Genomic DNA, 22824 nt, shown 5'->3' with positions numbered 1-22824 from the left:
GCCGAGCCAAAAGCACGAATTCTGAACGAAGCTGCACGGTGGACACCTCTTCCCAGGACACAGGTCATCTCCTTGGTGATGAGCAATGTGTCTATTAAAATGTGTCCACCATGTCTCCGAACACCCGTCCACCATGTGTCCGGTACATACACTCCCAAAGGGAGAGGGGACTGATTGGGGGATGCTGCGAAACTCCGCCGACCTGATAGTGCTGCTGTGAATCCATAATCGACAGGACTCATAGGCAAGGATTGATTTGAATCCATAACCGATGCATGAACTGGCAAGGACTGCTTTGAATCCATAATCAACCCGGTCTTTCAGGTCGATGTACCTCTAAATACACCTCGATCGGCTCCCTCTCCCTCCGGGAGAGGGCTGGGGTGAGGGTCTGCTTCTAGGGTTCCAGTCCGATCCCACGCAAGATCACACTCGTCACCGTCTGCACCGCCCGCTCAAACTGCATGTCCGACAGCGGCTGATGCTCGTTGAGAATATTCACCTGATGATCAAAGTCGGCGTAATGCTGTGTCGACGCCCAGATCATGTACAGCAAACTCGAAGGCTCCACCGGCAGAATCCGCTTGTCCTCGACCCACTGCCGAATCTTCGCCTCCTTCATCTTCGCCCAGTCATACAGGCTGACATCCAGCGCCTCGCCCAGCGTCGGCGCGCCGTGGATGATTTCGTTGGCCCAGACTTTCGAGCCGTACGGGCGGCTGCGCGAGTGGTTCATCTTGGCGCGGATGTAACTGCTCAACACCACGCGCGGGTCGTCGAACATCTCGAAGCACAGCGCGTCCTGTTTCCACACTTCCAGCAGATCAAACAGCACCGCGCTGTACAGCTCGCTCTTGGTGCTGAAGTAGTAATGCAGGTTGGAACGCGGCAGTTGCACCTCGGCGGCAATATCCGCCATGGCGGTGCCACCGAAGCCTTTTTCGGCGAAGACTTTCTCCGCAGCCAGGAGGATTTTTTCGACGTTACTGCGACGAATCTCGATCTTGTGATTGCCCATGAGGGCTCCCTGACAACAGCGTTGCCCAAGACTAGCATCCGCTCTGGTGCGCGGGCTAACGCTGTAAACAAAACTTCGTACTGACGCGGCTGGATGGCTAAACTGAGGCTCTTCGATCCTGTCTCAGAGGTATCTACGATGCTGTTCAAGAACGTCTTGACCACCACTACCCTGCTCGCTTCACTGTTCGCCGCATCCTCGGTATTCGCCCACGCTCACCTGAAAAGCCAGACCCCGGCCGCCGACAGCACCGTCGCCGCCCCGGCCGATTTGCGCCTGACCTTTTCCGAAGGTGTCGAGGCCAGTTTCACCAAAGTCACCGTGACCAAGGATGGCGCGCCGGTCGCGATCAAGCCGCTGACCACCGAAGGCGACAAGAAAACCCTGATCGTCACCCCGGCCGCACCGCTGAGCGCTGGCGAATACAAAGTCGAATGGCACGCGGTGTCGGTCGATACGCACAAAAGCGAAGGCGCTTATCAGTTCAAGGTTGGCCAGTAATTCATGAGTGAAGCGCTGGTGCTGTGCCGCTTTGTGCATTTCATCGTGGTGTTGATGCTGTTCGGGCCCTGGCTGTTCAGGCCGTTGCTGCTCAAGGATGAAGCGCCGCAAGTGGACCGGCACCTGGCGCGACTGGCGCGTTGGCTGGCTGCTGTGGCGCTGCTCAGCGGAATTGCCTGGGCACTTTTGATTACTGCGAGCATGGCCGGTTCGGCAGCGGCGGCGTTTGATCCGGACACAGTTTCGCTGGTGCTGGGCCACACGTTTTTTGGTCAGGTGTGGCGTTGGCATCTGCTGATCAATGCTGTGCTGTTGGCGTTGCTGTTCACACCTTGGCGTTCAAGCACGCCATTGCGATTGGGCTTGAGCGCGTTGTTGCTGGCGACCCTGGCACCGGTCGGGCATGGGGCGATGCTCAACGGGCTGAGTGGGCAATTGCTGATTCTCAACCAGATCGTGCATCTGACCTGCGTGGCCGCGTGGCTCGGCGGACTGTTGTTGCTGGTGCTGATTCTGCGTCAGCCGACGGAGCCGATGCCGGCGATTTTGCGGCGTTTCAGCGGGGTCGGTTATGCGCTGGTCGCCGGGCTGCTGATCACCGGTTTGATCAACGTGCGCGTGTTGACCGGCCAGTGGTGGCCGACGCCGTTGTTCAGCGGGTTTGCCTTGATTCTGCTGATCAAGGCAATGATTGTGCTGGCGATGCTCGGGTTGGCATTGTTCAACCGCTTGCGCATCGATGACTGCGAACAACGAATGGGCACCCTGCGACGCAGCGTGATGCTTGAATGGTTGCTCGGCATTGGCGCCGTAGCCGCCGTCTCGCTACTCGGCACCCTGCCCCCGATGATCACTGGATAAACACAGTTCAAATGTGGGAGCGAGCCTGCTCGCGAAAGCGGTGTGTCAGATAAAGAAATGTGACTGATACGACGCTTTCGCGAGCAGGCTCGCTCCCACAAGGTTATGCATTGGGTCAGTGGGGTTGGGTGTCGCCGGCTGCGGTATCGATGCTGACCACCACCGACATCCCCGGACGCAACCGTTCCTCTTCCTGCTGATCAGGATCAATAGTGATCCGCACCGGCACCCGCTGAGCAATTTTCACAAAGTTGCCGGTGGCGTTATCCGCCTGCAACAAGGCAAATTCAGACCCCGTGCCCGGCGAAATATGCTGCACGTGCCCGGTGAATTTGCGGTGGTTCAACGCATCGACGGTGAAGCGCACCGGTTGCCCGACGCGCACGTTATCCATCTGGGTTTCCTTCATGTTGGCGATCACCCACTTCTGGTTCGGCACCAACGCCATCAACTGCGCCCCGGAGTTGACGTAGGCGCCAAGGCGCACGCCGATCTGCCCGAGCTGACCGTCACGCGGGGCGACGATGCGCGTGTTCGACAGATCGATCCGCGCCAGTTGCACCGCCGCTTCGGCGCTGGCCACCGCCGCTTCCAGCGAGCCGCGATTGACGATCACCGTTTGCAGATCCTGCCGGGCGATTTCCAGATTGGCCTTGGCTTGCGCCACCGCCGCAATGCTTTGCGCATTGGCTGCGAGTGCCACATCCATCTCACGCTTGGACACTGAACCGTCGCGTACCAATTCCTGATTTCGGCGCAGATCGGCCTCGCTTTTGCGCAATTGCGCTTCGCTGTCGGCCTGCACGGCCTGACGCAATTTTATCGTCGCCTCGGCGCTGTTGCGTTGCTGCACCACGTTGGCCAGGGAAGCCTTTTGCACCGCCAGTTGCGCCAACGACTGATCGAGGCGCTGCTGATAGATGCGGTCGTCCAGACGCACCAGCAAATCCCCGGCCTTCACGTACTGGAAATCCTGCACCGGCACTTCATAGACATAGCCGGCGAGCTGCGGGCCGATGATCGTTACCTGCCCGCGCACCAGTGCGTTTTCCGTGGTCTCGACCGCGCTGCTGAACGGCGGCAATTGCCAGGCATAAAGCACGATCAGCACGCCAACGATGGCAATCGCGGCGAAGCCCAGCGAAGAGATGATCCGCACTCGCAGCGAGCGTGGCTCGGTGTTCGGCGATGACGGCGGCGCCACACCCTCGGGCGTCGCGGCAATGGCATTGGTGGTCGTGGTGGTCGGTTCGGTCATGAAGAAGTGGCACCGCTCGAAGGTGTGGATGGCGCAGGGGCGACGGCTTTGGTGGTGCTCATCAGCCACAGCGCACGAATGGACAGCCAGATCATGGTCAGCACCGCAATCACGGCGATCAGCATGAACACGTCGTTATAGGCCAGCACGTTGGCCTCACGGGTAGCGGCATTGGACAGGGTGCGAATACCCGCGAGATTGCGCAGGCTCGGATCGGCCAACAGCGAACCGTACGCCGAGCCGCCGCTCTGCACGCGTGCTGCCACTAAAGGGTCAGACAGCGTCAGATGCTCAACGATTTGACTGGAATGAAATTTTTCCCGGACGATCTGGAAAGTTCCCAGAAGCGCTGCGCCAAGCAGGCCGCCAAGGTTATTGCAGATCCCGAACAGCACGGAAAAACTCACCAGGTTACGCGGATTGGTCAGCACGTTGCGCGTGCCGAGAACCATGGTCGGGCCGAGGAAAAACGTGCTGCCGAAGGCCAGCAGGAACTGGCTGAAATACAGGTTCTGCGGGCGGGTCAGGTTGTTGGAAAAACTGTCCATCACCGACCCGGTGGCCATCAGACCCAGGGAGATGATCAGCGGCATCAACAGGTGTTTGGGGTCGATCGTCAGTGCACTGGTCAACAGCCCCGCGACGCTGCCAATCAGCATGACCACGTACAGGCTGTGCAACTGCTCGTAGCCCATGTTCAGGTTTTGCATGAAGCCCACCGCCCCGGTGGACTGCTCCGAGGTGACCATACGAATCAGGGTCACCGCCAGCGCCAGGCGGATCATCGTTCCGCTGCCAAGCCAACGGGTCATCAGCATCGGGTTGCTACGGTTATGTTCGATGGCCAGGCCGGCGAGAATCAGCGCGATGGACGAAGCCAGGGCAACACCGATCCAGTCCGCCTCCAGCCACCAGTCAATCCGCCCCAGCGACAGCACCGCGCACAACAACGCCACGCCCGTAGCGAGAATCGCGAAGGTCAGAAAATCGAGTTTTTCGAAGGTTTTGAAACGATCGCCCGGCGGCAACTTGAGCATCAACACGCAACCGAGCGACAGCAGCGCCATGCCCAATTCGAACAGGTACAAGCCACGCCACTCGGCAATCTGCAACAAGTCTTCGGAGAACAAGCGCGCCAGCGGCAACGCCAGTTGCGAGGTGCCAAGACCCAGCACCAGCGCCTTCATCCGCCATTTCGCCGGGAATGCCTGGACCATGTAATACAGGCCCAGCGAACTCAGCGCCGCGCCCACCATGCCGTGCGCCGCACGCACTGCGACGGCGGAATTCAGATCGTTGACGAACAGATGGCCGAAGGTCACCAGCGCATACAGCACCAGGAACACTTCAGTGAATGCGCGCAAACCGAACTGCTGGCGAAACTTCACCAACAGCAGGTTCATCGACACGTTGGTCATCACATACGCCGCCGGCAGCCAGGCCATTTCTGCGGTGGTTGCGCCGAGGGCGCCCTGCAGATACGTCAGGTTGGCGACCACCAGCGAATTACCCAAACCACCGGTCAATGCCACCAGCACACCGACCAGCGCATAGGCCAGGCGCTTGGGATTGGAGTGCAACGGCGTCGAGGGGGAACCGGGCAGACTGGGCTTTTCGTGGGGCTGCCAGTTGCGCGGGGCGTATTGATCCATGGAAAGGCCTTGTGCGGAACGTGGGTGAAGTTTGCCGCAAATTCACCGGTAACACACATCCCATGGACAACACAGATCCTTGTAGGAGCTGTCGAGTGAAACGAGGCTGCGATCTTTTGATCCTGTTTTTTTAAAAAGCCAGATCAAAAGATCGCAGCGTGCCGCAGCTCCTACAAAGTGATCTGCGTCGCGACGGCAAGTCATCGTATAACTTGCTGTTGACATTCCGGCAAAACCTAGGAAATATCCGCAGCCATGTTGTACGACGACGTATGACAAATAATAAAAACAACAAACGAAACAGGGAGCGTCACAGTGAGCACACTTGTCCGCAATTCCGTCCGCCCAACTCGCTTCTCCAACCGTTCCACCCTGAGCCTGATCGGCTGCAGCAGCCTGGCCCTCGCCCTACCGATGAGCGCCGATGCCGAAGGCTTTCTCGAAGACAGCAAAGCCACGCTGAACCTGCGCAACGCCTACTTCAACCGCAACTTCGTCAACCCGGCCAATGCCCAGGGCAAGGCCGAAGAGTGGACGCAGAACTTCATCCTCGACGCCAAATCCGGCTTCACCCAAGGCACCGTCGGTTTCGGTCTCGATGTGCTGGGGATGTATTCGCAAAAGCTTGATGGCGGCAAAGGCACCGGCGGCACGCAACTGTTGCCGATCCACGATGACGGGCGTCCGGCGGATAATTTCGGCCGCCTCGGCGTGGCGTTGAAAGCCAAGGTCTCGAAGACAGAATTGAAGGTTGGCGAATGGATGCCGGTGCTGCCGATCCTGCGCTCCGACGATGGCCGCTCCCTGCCGCAGACCTTTCGCGGCGGCCAGATCACCTCCACCGAGATCAATGGCCTGAGCGTCTACGGCGGTCAGTTCCGCGGCAACAGCCCACGCAACGACGCGAGCATGGAAGACATGTCGATGAACGGCCGCGGCGCGTTCACATCAGACCGCTTCAACTTCGGCGGCGGCGAATACACCTTCAACGACAAGCGCACCCTGGTCGGCGTGTGGTACGCCGAACTCAGCGACATCTACCAACAGCAGTATTTCAACCTCAGCCACAGCCAGCCGTTGGGCGACTGGACCCTGGGCGCCAACCTCGGTTTCTTCACCGGCAAGGAAGACGGCAGCGCCCAGGCCGGCGACCTCGACAACAAGACCGCGTTCGCCCTGCTTTCGGCCAAATACGGTGGCAACACCTTCTACGTCGGCCTGCAAAAACTCAGCGGCGACGACGCGTGGATGCGGGTCAACGGCACCAGCGGCGGCACCCTCGCCAACGACAGTTACAACGCCAGTTATGACAACGCCAAGGAACGCTCGTGGCAGTTGCGTCACGACTACAACTTCGTCGCCCTCGGCGTTCCCGGCCTGACGCTGATGAACCGCTACATCAGCGGCGATAACGTGCACACCGGAACAATTACTGACGGCAAGGAATGGGGCCGCGAGTCGGAACTGGCCTACACCGTGCAAAGCGGGCCGCTGAAGAACCTCAACGTGAAATGGCGTAACGCAACGATTCGCCGGGACTTCAGCACCAACGAGTTCGATGAGAACCGGATCTTTATCAGTTATCCGATTTCGTTGTTGTAAAGCCAGTCGCCACACCGAGTTTCCCTGTGGGAGCGAGCCTGCTCGCGAAGGCGGCGTGTCAGTCGATGCAAGTGTTGCCTGGACCGGCCTCATCGCTGGCAAGCCAGCTCCCACAGGATTTTGTGGTGAATGCAGTAATTGAAAACAACGCTGATACCTGTGGGAGCTGGCTTGCCAGCGATGGCGGCGGCAGATTCACCATTGATGTTGATTGACACAGCGCTTTCGCGAGCAGGCTCGCTCCCACATGGGATTGCATTGCAAATACGGAACGGTGGTGATCGAAAAGACAACCGGGCCTTCCGTCATCTACACCAAAAGTCGCGTTGACAAGTTCCGGAAACCCTACCGATACTTCAGCGCAGTCATACGACAACCTACAACAACCCTAATAACAATATGTCCAGGGATTGCCATGACGTCTACCTCTACTCCCCGCGCTCCATTCAATCGCCTGCTGCTGACCGGCGCTGCCGGTGGCCTGGGCAAAGTTCTGCGCGAACGCCTGCGCCCTTATGCCAACGTGCTGCGTCTGTCCGACATCGCCGCCCTCGCTCCGGCTAGCGATGAGCGCGAAGAAATCGTCGTCTGCGACCTCGCCGACAAACACGCCGTGCACCAATTGGTCGAAGGCGTCGATGCAATCCTGCACTTTGGTGGCGTCTCCGTTGAGCGCCCGTTCGAAGAAATCCTCGGCGCTAACATTTGCGGCGTCTTTCACATCTATGAAGCCGCGCGCCGACATGGCGTGAAGCGGGTGATCTTCGCCAGCTCCAACCATGTGATCGGCTTCTATAAACAGGACGAGCCGCTCGATGCCAGCTCCGCCCGCCGCCCCGATGGCTACTACGGATTGTCCAAGTCTTACGGCGAAGACATGGCCAGTTTCTACTTCGATCGCTACGGCATCGAGACCGTCAGCATCCGCATCGGCTCCTCGTTCCCCGAGCCGCAAAACCGTCGAATGATGCACACCTGGCTGAGCTTCGACGACCTCACGCAATTGCTCGAACACTCGCTGTACACGCCGAACGTCGGTCACACGATTGTCTACGGCATGTCCGACAACAAGGACGTCTGGTGGGACAACCGCTTCGCCAGCCACCTCGGTTTCGAAGCGAAGGACAGCTCGGAAGTGTTCCGTGAAAAAGTCGAAGCGCAACCCATGCCGGCCGCCGATGACCCGGCGCGGATCTATCAGGGCGGCGCCTTTGTCGCGGCAGGTCCGTTCGGCGACTGATCACTCTGATAACGACGCAAAGGAATGAGTATGCAAGCCGAATTGATCGTCGATGCCCGCAACGCCGTAGGCGAAAGCCCGGTCTGGGTGGCAGAGGAAAATGCGCTGTACTGGGTAGATATTCCCAACGGCGGCCTGCAACGCTGGAGCGCCGACACTGGGCATGTGCATGCCTGGAAAACCCCGCAAATGCTCGCCTGCATTGCCCGCCACAGCCGTGGCGGCTGGGTGGCCGGCATGGAAAGCGGATTCTTCCATCTGCACCCGCACAGCGACGGCAGCCTCGACAGTGAGTTGTTGGCCAGCGTCGAGCACAGCCGCCAAGACATGCGTCTGAACGATGGTCGCTGCGACCGTCAGGGCCGGTTCTGGGCTGGCAGCATGGTGTTGAACATGGGCCTGAATGCCCCCGAAGGCCGGCTCTATCGTTACGGCGCCGGGCAGTCTGGGGTGGTCGAAGCGCAACTCGACGGTTTCATCGTGCCCAACGGCCTCGGTTTCAGCCCCGACGGCAAGACGATGTACCTGTCCGATTCGCATCCCGACGTGCAACTGATCTGGGCGTTCGATTACGACACGGACACTGGCACACCGTCGAATCGTCGCGTTTTCGTCGACATGAACCATTTCCCCGGTCGCCCCGATGGCGCTGCCGTGGACGCCGAAGGTTGTTACTGGATCTGCGCCAACGACGCCGGCCTCGTCCATCGCTTCACGCCGGATGGGCGCCTTGACTACTCGCTGCCCGTACCGGTGAAAAAACCCACCATGTGCGCCTTCGGTGGCAGCGGGATGGACACCTTGTTCGTCGCCTCGATCCGTCCCGGCGATGACCGCGATCCGCAATCTCTGGCCGGCGGCGTGTTCGCCTTGAAGCCAGGCGTCAAAGGCCTTCCGGAACCCTTGTTCAACGATTGGCTTTAAACCCTCTGCTGCACCGCTGCGCCTTGAACACAACAATAACAAGACTGGAGACTCACCCCCATGAACTTCAAACGCACCTTGCTCGCCGCTGCACTTCCACTGATGTTCACCTTTGCCGGTGCCGCTCAGGCGCTGGAACTCAAATTCGCTGACATTCACCCCGCCGGTTACCCGACCGTCGTAGCCGAAGAAAGCATGGGCAAGACCCTGACCAAAGAATCCAACGGCGAGCTGACCTTCAAGTACTTCCCCGGCGGTGTGCTCGGTTCGGAAAAGGAAGTCATCGAGCAGATGCAGGTCGGCGCGGTGCAGCTGTCGCGCGTCAGCCTGGGTATCGTCGGCCCAGTAGTGCCGGACGTGAACGTGTTCAACATGCCGTTCATCTTCCGCGACCAGAAACACATGCGTGACGTCATCGATGGCCCGGTAGGCGACGAAATCCTCGGCAAAATCACCAACTCCGAATTCGGCCTGGTGGCCCTGGCGTGGATGGACGGCGGCACACGCAGCATTTACACCAAGAAACCGGTACGCAAACTCGAAGACCTCAAAGGCATGAAAATCCGTGTCCAGGGCAACCCGATGTTCATCGACATGATGAACGCCATGGGCGGTAACGGCATCGCCATGGACACCGGCGAGATCTTCAGCGCCCTGCAGACCGGCGTGATCGACGGCGCGGAAAACAACCCGCCGACCCTGCTTGAACACAACCACTTCCAGAACGCCAAATTCTATAGCCTGACCGGTCACCTGATCCTGCCCGAGCCGATCGTGATGTCGAAAATCACTTGGGAAAAACTCACCCCGGATCAACAGGCGCTGGTCAAGACAGCCGCCAAGGCTGCCCAGGCTGAAGAACGCGTGCTGTGGGACAAGAAATCCGCTGCCAGCGAAGAAAAACTCAAGGCTGCCGGCGTCGAGTTCATCACCGTCGACAAGAAACCCTTCTACGACGCCACCGCCTCGGTTCGGGAGAAATACGGCGCGCCGTATGCCGATCTGATCAAAAAGATCGAAGCCGTTCAGTAACGCCTCCCACTCCATACTCATGAAAAGGCCCGACGCGCCCGATGTTTGAGGCGCGTCCGGTTACGGTGGAACCCGATGAAGAATTTGCTGCTGCGTATCAACGACAAGATTTACATGACGTGCATCTGGGTCGCCGGCCTTTCCGTCCTGGCGATTTCCCTGATGATCCCTTGGGGCGTGTTTGCCCGCTATGTGCTGGGCACCGGTTCGAGCTGGCCGGAACCCACAGCGATTCTGCTGATGATGGTGTTCACTTTTATCGGTGCTGCCGCCAGTTATCGCGCTGGCGCGCACATGGCGGTGGCGATGCTCACCGACCGCATGCCGCCGCAACTGAAATCCGCAGCGGCGATTTTTTCCCAGTTACTCATGGCGGCGATCTGCATTTTCATGACGATCTGGGGCGCCAAACTGTGCATGTCCACCTGGAACCAGTTCATGGCCGCCCTGCCCGACCTGCGGGTTGGCGTGACCTATTTGCCGATTCCACTGGGCGGTTTGCTCACGCTGATTTTCGTTGTGGAAAAACTCTTGCTCGGTGACCAGAGCAAACGACGCGTCGTGCAGTTCGACCTGGTTGAAGAAAGTGAAGGTGCCGCTTAATGGACGCTCTGATACTGCTGGGCAGTTTTATCGTATTGATCCTGATCGGTATGCCGGTCGCCTACGCGCTCGGCGCGGCCGCGCTGATCGGTGCATGGTGGATCGACATTCCGTTCCAGGCGGTGATGATCCAGGTCGCTTCGGGGGTGAACAAATTCTCGCTGCTGGCCATTCCGTTCTTCGTGCTCGCCGGTGCGATCATGGCCGAGGGCGGCATGTCCCGTCGATTGGTGGCGTGTGCCGGGGTGCTGGTGGGGTTTGTCCGCGGCGGTCTGTCGCTGGTCAACATCGTCGCGTCGACCTTTTTCGGCGCGATCTCCGGTTCGTCGGTGGCCGACACGGCGTCGGTGGGTTCGGTGCTGATTCCGGAAATGGAACGCAAGGGCTATCCACGGGACTTCTCCACCGCCGTGACCGTCAGCGGTTCGGTGCAAGCCCTGCTGACCCCACCCAGCCATAACTCGGTGCTTTACTCCCTGGCCGCCGGTGGCACGGTTTCGATTGCCTCGCTGTTCATGGCGGGCATCGTGCCGGGCTTGCTGATGAGCGCCTGCCTGATGGTGCTGTGTCTGATTTTCGCGAGAAAGCGCGATTATCCCAAGGGTGAAGTGATCCCGATGCGCCAGGCGTTGAAAATCGTCGGCGAAGCCCTCTGGGGCCTGATGGCGATGGTGATCATCCTCGGCGGCATCCTGTCCGGCATCTTCACCGCGACCGAGTCGGCGGCGATCGCCGTGCTCTGGGCATTCTTCGTCACCATGTTCATCTATCGCGACTACAAGTGGCGCGAGCTGCCGAAACTGATGCACCGCACGGTGCGGACGATTTCGATCGTGATGATCCTGATCGGTTTCGCCGCGAGCTTCGGCTACATCATGACCCTGATGCAGATCCCGGCGAAAATCACCACGCTGTTCCTGACCCTGTCGGACAACCGCTACGTGATCCTGATGTGCATCAACGTCATGCTGCTGTTGCTCGGCACGGTGATGGACATGGCGCCACTGATCCTGATCCTCACGCCGATCCTGATGCCGGTGATTCTCGGCATCGGTGTGGACCCGGTGCAGTTCGGCATGATCATGCTGGTGAATCTGGGGATAGGGCTGATAACGCCGCCGGTGGGTGCGGTGCTGTTTGTCGGTTCGGCGGTGGGCAAAGTGAGTATTGAGAGCACCGTGAAAGCGCTGCTGCCGTTCTATGCCGTGCTGTTCCTGGTGTTGATGTTGGTGACTTACGTGCCGGCACTTTCGCTGTGGTTGCCGCACCTGGTGTTGTAACAACCTGAAAGATCGCAGCCTCGTTTCACTCGACAGCTCCTACAGGGAAACGCAATCCCTGTAGGAGCTGCCGAAGGCTCGGGCCGCGATCGGACGATCTTTTGATCTTCCAATACTCACGCCCGCAACAACATATACCCCGCCACCACCAGACAGACACTGGCAAATCCCACCTGCAACGCCCGCGCCGGCACTCGCGCACAGAGCTTGCGGCCGATGATCATGCCGACAATGCTGGCGACGATGAACGCCGCGCCCTGCCCGTCGATTCGCACACCGGCGTGAAACGATCCGATCACGCCAATCGCCGAAATCAGACTGATCACCATCAACGACGTCGCAACAATCCCGCGCATCTGCACATCGGTCAGTTGCTTGAACGCCGGCACAATCAAAAAGCCGCCACCGACACCGAGCAATCCGGAAACAACCCCGGTGATCGCGCCTAAAGCCGCCAGGGTCGCGGTGCATTTGGCCGTCCAGTCAAAGCGCCCGGTTTCTTCATTGAGCATGCAATTCTTCTGACCCCAACTGGCGTGACCGTGATCACTCGGCCCTTCCTGCTGACGCTCGCGGCGCAGCATGCGCCAAGCCACCATGACCATCAGCAGACTGAACAGAATCATCAGAATCTTCTCCGGCAACTGATGCGCGAAGTAGATCCCCAACGGCGAAAACACTGCGCCCAACGCCGCGATCAACAACGCCGCGCGATAGCGCACCAGACCATGACGCAGGCCGTCGATAGCGCCGACCGCCGCCGCACTGCCCACCGCAAACAACGCCACCGGCGCGGCTTGCGTCATCGTCCAGCCAAGGCCGAGCACCAGTGCCGGCACCGCAAGAATCCCGCCGCCGGCCCCGGTCAAACCGAGGAGCAATCCCATCACCACACCAAACAGACTTGCCAGCAACATAGGGTTTTCTCAGTCGACCTTTGACAGACCTGTCAGCCACTCGCGGCCTTTGAGCATGCCGTTCCAGTAGAACCACGGCAGCAGCGTCGCCTTGAGAAACCACGCGGAACGCCGCGCCACGGTCGGGTCCATCGGGAAGGTCGGCAGCAACTTGCCGGCGTAACCGAACTCGGCGAGGATCACCTTGCCCTTCTCCACTGTCAGCGGGCACGAGCCGTAGCCGTCGTACTTCAGCGGCAGCGGTAATTGCTGACGCAGGGCCAGCAGGTTTTCCGCGACCACGACCACTTGTTTGCGCACCGCTGCGGCGGTTTTCGCATTGCTGGTACCGCAGATATCACCGAGTGCGAACACCTCGGGATAACGCGGATGTTGCAGGCTGTGCGGGTTGACTTCGCACCAGCCGGCTGCGTCGGCCAGCGGACTTTGCGCGATGAAGTCGGGCGAAACCTGCGGTGGCACCACGTGCAGCAGGTCGAAGATTTTCGCCACGCGAGTGAGGTTGCCGTCGGCATCCTTGATCTCGAACCACGCGGTTTTCGCCGGGCCGTCAACCTTGACCAGGTTCGAATTGAACGCCAGTTGCGCGTTGTATTTCTCGATGTACTTCATCAGTGGCGGCACGAACGTCGCCACCCCAAACAGCGCGGCGCCGGCCAGATTGAATTCGACATTGATGTTGTTCAGCACAGCGGCTTTGCGCCAGTGATCACAGGACAGATACACCGCCTTTTGCGGCGCGCCGGCGCATTTGATCGGCATCGCCGGCTGGGTGAACAGGGCTTTGCCGCCGCGCAGTTTCTGCACCTGATCCCAAGTGTATTGCGCGTGTTGATAGCTGTAGTTGGAGGTGACGCCGTGGTGGCCGAGGCTTTCCTGCAAACCTTCGATTTTCTCCCAGGCCAGACGCAGGCCGGGGCAGACGATCAGGTTTTGATAGCTGACGGTGCGTTGATCGTTGAGGGTGAGCAGGCGCTGGTCCGGGTCGATCGCGGTGACCGCCGCTTGTAACCAGTTCGCTTGCCGGGGCATGACCTTGCTCATCGGTCTTGCGGTGTTTTTCACGTCATAGGCGCCACCGCCGACCAGCGTCCACGCCGGTTGGTAGTAATGGTGAGTACTCGGCTCGATGACCGTGATACTCAGCCCTGGATCACGCTTTAGCAGACTGGCGACAAAACCGATGCCGGCCGTACCACCGCCGATGACCACGATGTCCGCACTGATGGATGGGCCCCAGTGTTGATCGTTCATTGCTTGTTCCTTTTGCTGCACGCAAGGATTTCTCAGCCTTCACACAAATCCATTGTAGGAGTGAGCCTGCTCGCGATAGCGGTGTATCAGTCGATAAATATGTTGGCTGACCCACCGCTATCGCGAGCAGGCTCACTCCTACAGGGGGGATGGTGTGAAGGCTGGCATTTATGGCTGTTCCCAGCTTTTGAGGACGGCACCGCAATAAAGCCCCGACAGGGTCTTCATCACTTGAATCACTTCGTGACTGGCGAGCCCGTAGAAAATGTACTTGCCCTCGCGCCGGGTCGCGACCAGCCCTTCATCACGCAGGATGCCCAGTTGCTGAGACAGGGTCGGCTGGCGCACACCGGTCATTTTCTCCAGTTCGCCGACATTGCGTTCGCCCTGGGTCAGTTGACAGAGGATCAGCAAGCGATCTTCATTGGCCAAGGCCTTGAGCAGCGCGCAGGCCTTGGAGGCCGAGGCACGCAGTTGCGCGACTTCACATTCGGTCAGACTGGATTGCATTTGCACGATGCCTTCAAGGTCACTTAAGCTGCGAACATTATGTTTTTAGATAAAGTGTTGCAACCCATTTTCCATGTTCAGGTTGGTGTCCATGTCCGCACAGATTGAAGCTTTCCTCGACTCCGCCTCCTCGACCTACAGCTATGTGGTCTATGAAGCCGACGGCGGGCAATGTGCAATCGTCGATCCGGTACTCGACTACGACGGTGCCGCCGGACGTACCTGCACCGCCCAGGCCGACAAGATCATCGCCTTCGTTCGCGCACACAATCTGCAGGTGCAGTGGTTGCTGGAAACCCACGCGCATGCCGATCACCTGTCCGCCGCGCCCTATCTGCGCCGGGAACTGGGTGGCAAGATCGCCATCGGTGAATCGATCAGCAAAGTGCAGCACGTGTTCAAGGCGCTGTTCAATCTGGAGCCGGAGTTTTGCGTCGACGGCTCGCAGTTCGACCACCTGTTCGCGCCGAACGAGTCGTTCCGCATCGGCAACCTTAAAGCCACCGCTCTGCACGTCCCCGGCCACACCCCGGCGGACATGGCTTATTTGATCGATGGCGAGCAGATTCTGGTCGGTGACACGCTGTTCATGCCCGATGTCGGCACGGCGCGCTGCGACTTTCCCGGCGGCAATGCCCATCAGCTGTTTGCCTCGATCCACAAACTGCTGGCCTTCCCCGCCAGCGTAAAACTCTACGTTTGCCACGATTATCCGCCCGAGAGTCGCGCCTCGCAGTGCCAGACCACGGTCGGCGAGCAGCGCAAAAGCAATATTCATGTGCATGACGGGATTGATGAAGCAGCGTTCGTCGAAATGCGCACCAAGCGCGATGCCGGGCTGGGTATGCCGACGTTATTGTTGCCGGCGATTCAGGTGAATGTACGGGCTGGGAACCTGCCGGCGGCTGAGGACAATGGCGTGGTTTATTTGAAGATCCCGATCGACAAGCTTTAACGTCAAAAGATCGCAGCCTGCGGCAGCTCCTACAGGAGAAATGCGAATCCGATGTAGGAGCTGCCGCAGGCTGCGATCTTTTGATCTTCACGTCCCCAACGTCAAACCGTTTGCCGGCAGCGGCAATGCAGTTTTGTATCTCACCTGCTTCAGCGCAAAGCTGGAACGGATGTTCGCCACACCCGGCACTTTGGTCAGGAAGTCCATCATGAAGCGTTCGAGCGACTGAATCGTCGGTACCAGGACCCGGATGAGGTAGTCCGGGTCTCCGGCCATGAGGTAGCACTCCATCACCTCCGGGCGGTCGGAAATGGCTTCCTCGAAATGCTGCAGCGCTTCCTCGACCTGCTTTTCCAGGCTGACGTGAATGAACACGTTGACGTGCAGCCCCAGCAGGTCGGCATCCAGCAGCGTTACCTGCTCGCGAATCAGCCCCAATTCTTCCATCGCCTTGACCCGGTTGAAGCATGGTGTCGGCGACAGATTCACCGAGCGCGCGAGGTCGGCGTTGGTAATGCGCGCGTTCTCCTGAAGGCTGTTGAGAATGCCGATATCGGTACGGTCCAGTTTGCGCATGAGACAAAACCACCTGTTTTTTATGTTTATGCAGAATTTCTATCTGCAAATCGTCTCCAGCGCAACGAAACAGAGATAAATATTCTTCTTGCCCGGGCCTATGATTGTTGTAGGACAAGATTTCTTCTACCGAAGAATGACTGCCAGCTCACTACAAGAAATTCACAAGATCGAGCGTAGAAGCCATGACCCAAGCGTATGAACCGCTGCGTCTGCACGTCCCTGAACCCTCGGGCCGTCCAGGCTGCAAAACCGATTTTACCTACCTGCATCTGACCGATGCCGGTACGGTGCGCAAACCTCCCGTCGATGTAGAACCTGCCGACACCGCCGACCTGGCCCGTGGGCTGATTCGCGTGCTTGACGATCAGGGCAACGCCCTCGGCCCATGGGCTGAGAACGTGCCGGTCGAGATCCTTCGTAAAGGCATGCGCGCCATGCTCAAGACGCGCATCTACGACAACCGCATGGTGGTCGCCCAGCGTCAGAAGAAAATGTCGTTCTACATGCAGAGCCTTGGCGAAGAAGCCATCGGCAGCGCTCAGGCCCTGGCCCTGAACATCGACGACATGTGCTTCCCGACCTACCGTCAGCAAAGCATTCTGATGGCCCGCGAAGTGCCGTTGGTCGACCTGATCTGCCAACTGCTGTCCAACGAGCGCGATCCGCTCAAGGGCCGTCAGTTGCCGATCATGTATTCGGTCAAGGACGCCGGTTTCTTTACCATTTCCGGCAACCTCGCCACGCAGTTCATTCAGGGCGTGGGCTGGGGCATGGCCTCGGCGATCAAGGGCGACACCAAAATCGCCTCGGCGTGGATCGGCGACGGCGCTACCGCCGAATCGGACTTCCACACCGCCCTCACCTTCGCTCACGTTTATCGCGCGCCGGTGATCCTCAACGTAGTCAACAACCAATGGGCGATTTCGACCTTCCAGGCTATCGCTGGTGGTGAAGCCACCACCTTCGCCGGACGCGGCGTCGGCTGCGGCATCGCTTCGCTGCGCGTTGACGGCAACGATTTCTACGCGGTTTACGCGGCATCCGCCTGGGCTGCCGAACGCGCCCGCCGCAACCTCGGCCCGACCATGATCGAATGGGTCACCTACCGCGCCGGACCGCACTCGACCTCCGACGATCCGTCGAAATATCGTCCGGCCGATGATTGGAGCCACTTCCCGCTCGGCGACCCGATCGCCCGTCTCAAACAGCACTTGATCAAGGTCGGTCACTGGTCGGAGGAAGAACACACCGCCGTCAGCGCCGAACTCGAAGCCGAAGTGATTGCCGCGCAGAAACAGGCCGAACAGTACGGCACCCTCGCCGGTGGCCAGATTCCAAGCGCCGCGACCATGTTCGAAGACGTCTACAAAGAGATGCCGGAGCACTTGAAGCGCCAGCGTCAGCAGTTGGGGATCTGACATGAACGACCACAACAACAATATTCAGTTGGAAACCGCCATGACCACGACCACCATGACCATGATCCAGGCCCTGCGCTCGGCCATGGATGTGATGCTTGAGCGTGATGACAACGTGGTGGTGTTCGGTCAGGACGTCGGCTATTTCGGCGGCGTGTTCCGTTGCACCGAAGGCCTGCAGACCAAGTACGGCACCTCGCGGGTGTTCGACGCACCAATCTCGGAAAGCGGCATCGTCGGTGTGGCCGTCGGCATGGGCGCCTACGGTTTGCGTCCGGTCGCCGAGATTCAGTTCGCCGACTACGTCTACCCGGCGTCCGACCAGATCATTTCCGAAGCGGCGCGCCTGCGCTATCGCTCGGCTGGCGAGTTCACCGCACCGATGACCCTGCGCATGCCTTGCGGCGGCGGCATCTACGGCGGCCAGACCCACAGCCAGAGCATCGAGGCGATGTTCACTCAGGTGTGCGGCTTGCGCACCGTGATGCCATCCAACCCGTATGACGCCAAAGGCCTGCTGATCGCCTCCATCGAAAACGATGACCCGGTGATCTTTCTTGAGCCGAAACGCCTGTACAACGGCCCGTTCGACGGCCACCACGACCGCCCGGTAACGCCTTGGTCGAAACACCCGCAAGCGCAGGTTCCGGACGGTTACTACACCGTGCCGCTGGACGTTGCCGCGATCACCCGGCCGGGCAAGGACGTGACCGTGCTGACTTACGGCACCACCGTGTACGTCTCGCAAGTCGCTGCCGAAGAATCCGGTGTCGACGCTGAAGTCATCGACCTGCGCAGCCTGTGGCCGCTGGATCTGGACACCATCGTCAAGTCGGTGAAGAAAACCGGCCGCTGCGTGGTGGTTCACGAAGCCACCCGCACCTGCGGTTTCGGCGCCGAACTGGTGTCGTTGGTGCAAGAGCATTGCTTCCATCACCTGGAAGCGCCGATCGAGCGCGTCACCGGTTGGGACACCCCCTACCCGCACGCGCAAGAGTGGGCGTATTTCCCAGGGCCGTCCCGAGTGGGCGCGGCGTTGAAACGGGTTATGGAGGTCTGAATGGGCACGCACGTTATCAAGATGCCGGACATCGGCGAAGGCATCGCAGAAGTAGAACTGTCGCAGTGGCACGTCAAAGTGGGCGATCTGGTCGTTGAAGATCAGGTGCTGGCAGACGTGATGACCGACAAGGCGATGGTCGATATTCCCTCGCCGGTGCACGGCAAAGTGATTGCCCTCGGTGGTCAGCCGGGTGAAGTCATGGCGGTTGGCAGTGTGCTGATCAGCATTGAGGTTGAAGGTGCCGGTAATTTGAAAGAGTCCGCCGCACCTGCGCCGGCTAAAGAAGCACTGGTTGCGCCGAAAGTTGAAACCGTTGTTGAGAGCAAACCTGCTCCAGCCGCGTCGCGTCCGGCTGCGGTTTGCCAAGGCCCGATGGTTGCTCGCGAAGCAGACGAACGCCCGCTCGCCTCTCCGGCCGTGCGCAAACATGCGCTGGATCTGGGTATTCAGTTGCGTCTGGTGCGCGGTTCCGGCCCGGCCGGTCGTGTGTTGCACGAAGACCTTGAATCCTACTTGGCGCAAGGTCAGTCGAACGCTTCGGCACCAGTCGCCGCCGCTTACGCCCAGCGTAACGACGAAGAACAGATTCAAGTGATCGGCATGCGCCGCAAGATCGCCCAGCGCATGCAGGACGCTACTCAGCGTGCCGCACACTTCAGCTATGTCGAAGAAATCGACGTTACCGCGATTGAAGAACTTCGTGCGCATCTGAATGAAAAACACGGCGCCAGCCGTGGCAAGTTGACCTTGCTGCCGTTCCTCGTCCGCGCTTTGGTCGTCGCCCTGCGCGACTTCCCGCAAATGAACGCCCGTTACGACGACGAAGCCCAAGTCATCACCCGCCTCGGCGCGGTGCATGTCGGCGTCGCCACGCAAAGCGATGTCGGCCTGATGGTGCCGGTGGTGCGTCACGCCGAGGCGCGCAGCCTGTGGGACAGCGCCGCCGAGATTTCCCGTTTGGCCAGCGCCGCACGCAATGGCAAGGCCAGTCGCGATGAGCTGTCCGGCTCGACCATCACCCTGACCAGCCTCGGTGCACTGGGCGGCATCGTCAGCACGCCGGTGCTGAACCTGCCGGAAGTGGCGATTGTCGGCGTCAACAAAATCGTCGAACGGCCAATGGTCGTCAAAGGCCAGGTAGTGATCCGCAAGATGATGAACCTCTCCAGCTCGTTCGATCACCGCGTGGTCGACGGCATGGACGCGGCACTCTTCATCCAGGCCATTCGCGGCTTGATCGAACAACCCGCAACGCTGTTTGTGGAGTGATGCAATGCAGACTTTGAACACCACGCTGCTGATTATTGGCGGCGGCCCCGGCGGTTATGTGACGGCGATCCGCGCCGGGCAACTGGGCATACCAACCATTCTGGTGGAAGGCCAATCGCTGGGCGGTACGTGCCTGAACATCGGCTGCATCCCGTCGAAAGCGCTGATTCACGTGGCTGAGCAGTTTCACCAGACTCAGCATCACAATCAGCATTCGGCGCTGGGCATCAGCGTTGCCGCGCCGACGCTCGACATCACTAAAAGCGTCGAGTGGAAGGACGGCATCGTTGATCGCCTGACCACCGGCGTCGCGGCGTTGCTGAAGAAGAACAAGGTTCAGGTCATCAATGGCTGGGCCAAAGTCATCGACGGTAAAACCGTGGATGTCGGCGACACGCGCATCCAGTGCGAGCACCTGGTACTCGCTACCGGTTCGACCAGCGTCAATCTGCCGATCCTGCCGATTGGCGGGCCGGTCATCTCCTCCACCGAAGCGTTGGCGCCGACATCCGTGCCAAAACGTCTGGTGGTGGTGGGCGGTGGTTACATCGGTCTGGAGCTGGGCATTGCTTATCGCAAGCTCGGCGCCGAGGTCAGCGTGGTCGAGGCGCAGGATCGTATCCTGCCGGCTTACGACGCTGAACTGACGCAACCGGTGCATGACGCGTTGAAGCAACTCGGCGTTAAGTTGTACTTGAAACACAGTGTGCTGGGTTTCGACGGCATGTTGCAGGTGCGCGACCCTGAAGGCGAAACCCTTAATCTGGAAACAGACCAGGTGCTGGTGGCTGTCGGTCGTAAACCCAATACCCAGGGCTGGAACCTTGAAGCGTTGAATCTGGACATGAACGGCTCGGCGATCAAGATCGACAGCCGCTGCCAGACCAGCATGCGCAACGTCTACGCCATCGGCGATCTGAGCGGCGAGCCGATGCTGGCCCATCGCGCCATGGCCCAAGGCGAAATGGTTGCCGAGTTGATCAGCGGCAAAACCCGTGAATTCAACCCGACTGCCATTGCTGCCGTGTGCTTCACCGACCCGGAACTGGTGGTGGTCGGCAAGACGCCGGACGAGGCTAAAGCTGCGGGGCTGGACTGCATTGTTTCCAGTTTTCCGTTTGCGGCCAATGGCCGGGCGATGACACTGGAGTCGAAAAGCGGTTTCGTGCGCGTGGTCGCTCGTCGGGATAACCATGTGATTGTCGGCTGGCAAGCGGTGGGCGTTGGGGTTTCCGAGTTGTCGACGGCGTTTGCGCAAAGCCTGGAAATGGGCGCGCGGCTGGAAGACATCGGCGGCACCATTCATGCGCATCCGACTTTGGGTGAAGCGGTGCAGGAAGCGGCGTTGCGTGCCCTCGGGCATGCGTTGCACCTGTAGCTGCGTTGATCGTTCCCAAGCTCTGCGTGGGAATGCAGCCGGGGACGCTCTGCGTCCCAAAAGCCGAACGCGGAGCGTCCGATGAGGCATTCCCACGCAGAGCGTAGGAACGATCAAGCGTGGGAACGATCAGTGGAGCGAATTCCGGCTGCGAAACCGCTCAAGAATGAAGTATTGTTGTGCCCATCCAAAAAACGTCAGAAGCCTTGAACCGTTTCGACGGTTGTTCAGTGATAGAGGGTGTCATGGGTAACGAAAGCATCAATTGGGACAAGCTGGGTTTTGACTACATCAAGACCGACAAACGCTATCTGTCGTACTTTCGCGATGGCGAGTGGGACAAAGGCACCCTGACCGAAGATAACGTGCTGCACATCAGCGAAGGCTCGACTGCCCTTCACTATGGCCAGCAGTGCTTCGAAGGCATGAAGGCCTATCGTTGCAAGGACGGCTCGATCAACCTGTTCCGCCCGGACCAGAACGCTCTGCGTATGCAACGCAGCTGCGCGCGTCTGCTGATGCCGACAGTCGACACCGAGCAGTTCATCGAAGCGTGCAAAGCCGTGGTTCGCGCCAACGAGCGCTTCATTCCGCCGTACGGCACCGGCGGCGCGCTGTATCTGCGTCCGTTCGTGATCGGCGTGGGTGACAACATCGGCGTGCGCACGGCACCCGAGTTCATCTTCTCGATTTTCTGCATCCCGGTCGGCGCCTACTTCAAGGGCGGCCTGACCCCGCACAACTTCCAGATCTCCAGCTACGACCGCGCCGCCCCACAAGGCACCGGCGCCGCCAAGGTCGGTGGCAACTACGCCGCCAGCCTGATGCCGGGTTCGAAAGCCAAGAAAGCCAACTTCGCCGACGCGATCTACCTGGACCCGATGACCCACACCAAGATCGAAGAAGTCGGTTCGGCCAACTTCTTCGGGATCACCCACGACAACAAGTTCATCACCCCGAACTCGCCGTCGGTTCTGCCAGGCATCACCCGCCTGTCGCTGATCGAACTGGCCAAGTCCCGTCTGGGTCTGGAAGTGGTTGAAGGCGACGTGCTGATCGACAAGCTGTCGGACTTCAAGGAAGCCGGTGCCTGTGGTACTGCGGCAGTGATCACTCCGATCGGTGGCATCAGCTACAACGACCATCTGCACGTGTTCCACAGCGAAACCGAAGTCGGCCCAGTGACCCAGAAGCTCTACAAAGAGCTGACGGGCGTGCAGACCGGCGACATCGAAGCGCCAGCGGGCTGGATCGTCAAGGTTTGATCTGACGGCTGCTGATGTAGAAAAGCCCTCCACCGAGTGATTGGTGGGGGGCTTTTTTTGTGGCGTTTGGCGGGATATGTGTGGCGTGCTGGCGATCCTTCCCCCCTCACCCCAGCCCTCTCCCCCAGGGGGGCGAGGGGGAAAGGGAGCCGATTTTTGTGCTTTTCAAAACCTGAGTTCGACTTGATCGTTCAGGTCAATGTAGTACGCGAGAACACCTCGGTCGGCCCCCTCTCCCTATGAGC

At 59.7% G+C, this 22824-nt stretch carries 22 protein-coding genes; 15 read left to right on the top strand and 7 right to left on the bottom strand.

What is annotated here, in order from left to right; all coding sequences use genetic code 11:
* Positions 1 to 397 precede the first annotated feature (397 nt).
* Complete coding sequence (locus tag CQ009_RS22380; RefSeq protein ID WP_038365564.1) at positions 398 to 1018, bottom strand: TetR/AcrR family transcriptional regulator; 621 nt, start codon at positions 1016 to 1018, stop codon at positions 398 to 400.
* A gap of 138 nt (positions 1019 to 1156) precedes the next feature.
* On the opposite strand from CQ009_RS22380, the gene copC reads away from it, so the two are divergent.
* Positions 1157 to 1519 carry a copper homeostasis periplasmic binding protein CopC gene (copC, locus tag CQ009_RS22375; RefSeq protein WP_105708753.1) on the top strand — a complete coding sequence of 121 codons (363 nt, stop codon included), beginning with the start codon at positions 1157 to 1159 and terminating at the stop codon, positions 1517 to 1519.
* Positions 1520 to 1522: 3 nt separating this feature from the next.
* The gene (gene copD / locus CQ009_RS22370) at positions 1523 to 2380 is read left to right on the top strand and encodes a copper homeostasis membrane protein CopD (RefSeq protein ID WP_105708752.1); all 858 of its coding nucleotides are present in this window, start codon (positions 1523 to 1525) and stop codon (positions 2378 to 2380) included.
* Positions 2381 to 2495: 115 nt separating this feature from the next.
* Here the strand turns inward: copD and CQ009_RS22365 are convergent, their stop codons facing one another.
* The gene (locus tag CQ009_RS22365; RefSeq protein ID WP_105708751.1) at positions 2496 to 3638 is read right to left on the bottom strand and encodes an HlyD family secretion protein; all 1143 of its coding nucleotides are present in this window, start codon (positions 3636 to 3638) and stop codon (positions 2496 to 2498) included.
* The gene (locus CQ009_RS22360; RefSeq protein WP_064390570.1) at positions 3635 to 5290 is read right to left on the bottom strand and encodes an MFS transporter; all 1656 of its coding nucleotides are present in this window, start codon (positions 5288 to 5290) and stop codon (positions 3635 to 3637) included. Before CQ009_RS22360 ends, CQ009_RS22365 begins: the two co-directional genes overlap by 4 nt.
* 315 nt (positions 5291 to 5605) lie before the next feature.
* Here CQ009_RS22360 and CQ009_RS22355 point away from each other — a divergent pair, with 315 nt between their 5' ends.
* The 7 genes from CQ009_RS22355 (at position 5606) to CQ009_RS22325 (ending at position 11971) form a co-directional block, all read left to right on the top strand.
* Positions 5606 to 6892 (top strand): OprD family porin, encoded by a 1287-nt coding sequence (locus CQ009_RS22355; RefSeq protein WP_064390571.1) that lies wholly within the window; start codon positions 5606 to 5608, stop codon positions 6890 to 6892.
* 65 nt (positions 6893 to 6957) lie between these two features.
* Positions 6958 to 7107 (top strand): hypothetical protein, encoded by a 150-nt coding sequence (locus CQ009_RS29985; protein WP_162531853.1) that lies wholly within the window; start codon positions 6958 to 6960, stop codon positions 7105 to 7107.
* Between the two features lie 200 nt (positions 7108 to 7307).
* Positions 7308 to 8132: an NAD(P)-dependent oxidoreductase gene (locus tag CQ009_RS22345; protein WP_105708750.1), complete on the top strand. Its 825-nt coding sequence runs from the start codon at positions 7308 to 7310 to the stop codon at positions 8130 to 8132.
* A gap of 30 nt (positions 8133 to 8162) precedes the next feature.
* A complete protein-coding gene (locus tag CQ009_RS22340; RefSeq protein ID WP_105708749.1) occupies positions 8163 to 9056 on the top strand; it encodes an SMP-30/gluconolactonase/LRE family protein in 894 nt (297 codons plus the stop codon).
* 60 nt (positions 9057 to 9116) lie between these two features.
* Complete coding sequence (locus CQ009_RS22335; RefSeq protein WP_064390574.1) at positions 9117 to 10088, top strand: TRAP transporter substrate-binding protein; 972 nt, start codon at positions 9117 to 9119, stop codon at positions 10086 to 10088.
* Between the two features lie 75 nt (positions 10089 to 10163).
* Positions 10164 to 10691: a TRAP transporter small permease gene (locus tag CQ009_RS22330; RefSeq protein WP_105708748.1), complete on the top strand. Its 528-nt coding sequence runs from the start codon at positions 10164 to 10166 to the stop codon at positions 10689 to 10691.
* Positions 10691 to 11971, top strand: coding sequence for a TRAP transporter large permease (locus CQ009_RS22325; RefSeq protein WP_064390576.1), 1281 nt, complete (start codon positions 10691 to 10693; stop codon positions 11969 to 11971). The genes CQ009_RS22330 and CQ009_RS22325 overlap by 1 nt, the downstream gene beginning before the upstream one ends.
* Before the next feature lie 116 nt (positions 11972 to 12087).
* On the opposite strand, the gene CQ009_RS22320 is transcribed toward CQ009_RS22325, so the two are convergent.
* The 3 genes from CQ009_RS22320 to CQ009_RS22305 form a co-directional block, all read right to left on the bottom strand.
* Positions 12088 to 12888: a sulfite exporter TauE/SafE family protein gene (locus CQ009_RS22320; RefSeq protein WP_105708747.1), complete on the bottom strand. Its 801-nt coding sequence runs from the start codon at positions 12886 to 12888 to the stop codon at positions 12088 to 12090.
* 9 nt (positions 12889 to 12897) lie between these two features.
* Positions 12898 to 14142 carry an FAD/NAD(P)-binding oxidoreductase gene (locus CQ009_RS22315; RefSeq protein WP_105708746.1) on the bottom strand — a complete coding sequence of 415 codons (1245 nt, stop codon included), beginning with the start codon at positions 14140 to 14142 and terminating at the stop codon, positions 12898 to 12900.
* A 168-nt stretch (positions 14143 to 14310) separates the two neighbouring features.
* Positions 14311 to 14652 (bottom strand): helix-turn-helix transcriptional regulator, encoded by a 342-nt coding sequence (locus CQ009_RS22305; RefSeq protein ID WP_016775194.1) that lies wholly within the window; start codon positions 14650 to 14652, stop codon positions 14311 to 14313.
* 91 nt (positions 14653 to 14743) lie between these two features.
* Here CQ009_RS22305 and CQ009_RS22300 point away from each other — a divergent pair, with 91 nt between their 5' ends.
* On the top strand, positions 14744 to 15607 hold the full coding sequence (locus CQ009_RS22300) for an MBL fold metallo-hydrolase (RefSeq protein ID WP_064390579.1): 864 nt from the start codon (positions 14744 to 14746) through the stop codon (positions 15605 to 15607).
* Positions 15608 to 15694: 87 nt separating this feature from the next.
* Here CQ009_RS22300 and bkdR read toward each other — a convergent pair whose 3' ends face one another.
* A complete protein-coding gene (gene bkdR, locus CQ009_RS22295) occupies positions 15695 to 16183 on the bottom strand; it encodes a Bkd operon transcriptional regulator BkdR (RefSeq protein ID WP_008059350.1) in 489 nt (162 codons plus the stop codon).
* 185 nt (positions 16184 to 16368) lie between these two features.
* Here bkdR and CQ009_RS22290 point away from each other — a divergent pair, with 185 nt between their 5' ends.
* The 5 genes from CQ009_RS22290 to CQ009_RS22265 all read left to right on the top strand — a co-directional run bounded on the left by CQ009_RS22290 (position 16369) and on the right by CQ009_RS22265 (position 22579).
* A complete protein-coding gene (locus CQ009_RS22290; protein WP_105708745.1) occupies positions 16369 to 17604 on the top strand; it encodes a 3-methyl-2-oxobutanoate dehydrogenase (2-methylpropanoyl-transferring) subunit alpha in 1236 nt (411 codons plus the stop codon).
* A gap of 1 nt (position 17605) precedes the next feature.
* Entirely contained in the window at positions 17606 to 18664 is a 1059-nt protein-coding gene (locus CQ009_RS22285) for an alpha-ketoacid dehydrogenase subunit beta (protein ID WP_064390582.1), read from the top strand.
* The gene (locus CQ009_RS22280; protein WP_105708744.1) at positions 18665 to 19936 is read left to right on the top strand and encodes a dihydrolipoamide acetyltransferase family protein; all 1272 of its coding nucleotides are present in this window, start codon (positions 18665 to 18667) and stop codon (positions 19934 to 19936) included.
* A 4-nt stretch (positions 19937 to 19940) separates the two neighbouring features.
* Positions 19941 to 21314, top strand: a complete 1374-nt coding sequence (lpdA, locus tag CQ009_RS22275) for a dihydrolipoyl dehydrogenase (RefSeq protein ID WP_105708743.1) — start codon at positions 19941 to 19943, stop codon at positions 21312 to 21314.
* Between the two features lie 245 nt (positions 21315 to 21559).
* Positions 21560 to 22579 (top strand): branched-chain amino acid aminotransferase, encoded by a 1020-nt coding sequence (locus CQ009_RS22265; protein ID WP_008086978.1) that lies wholly within the window; start codon positions 21560 to 21562, stop codon positions 22577 to 22579.
* The last annotated feature ends 245 nt before the right edge of the window (positions 22580 to 22824 follow it).

Origin of the sequence: Pseudomonas sp. MYb2 (assembly GCF_002979955.1) — a bacterium.
Lineage (GTDB): Bacteria > Pseudomonadota > Gammaproteobacteria > Pseudomonadales > Pseudomonadaceae > Aquipseudomonas.
Note: the sequence above shows the minus strand (reverse complement) of the source record. Positions and strands in the feature narration are given on the sequence as shown.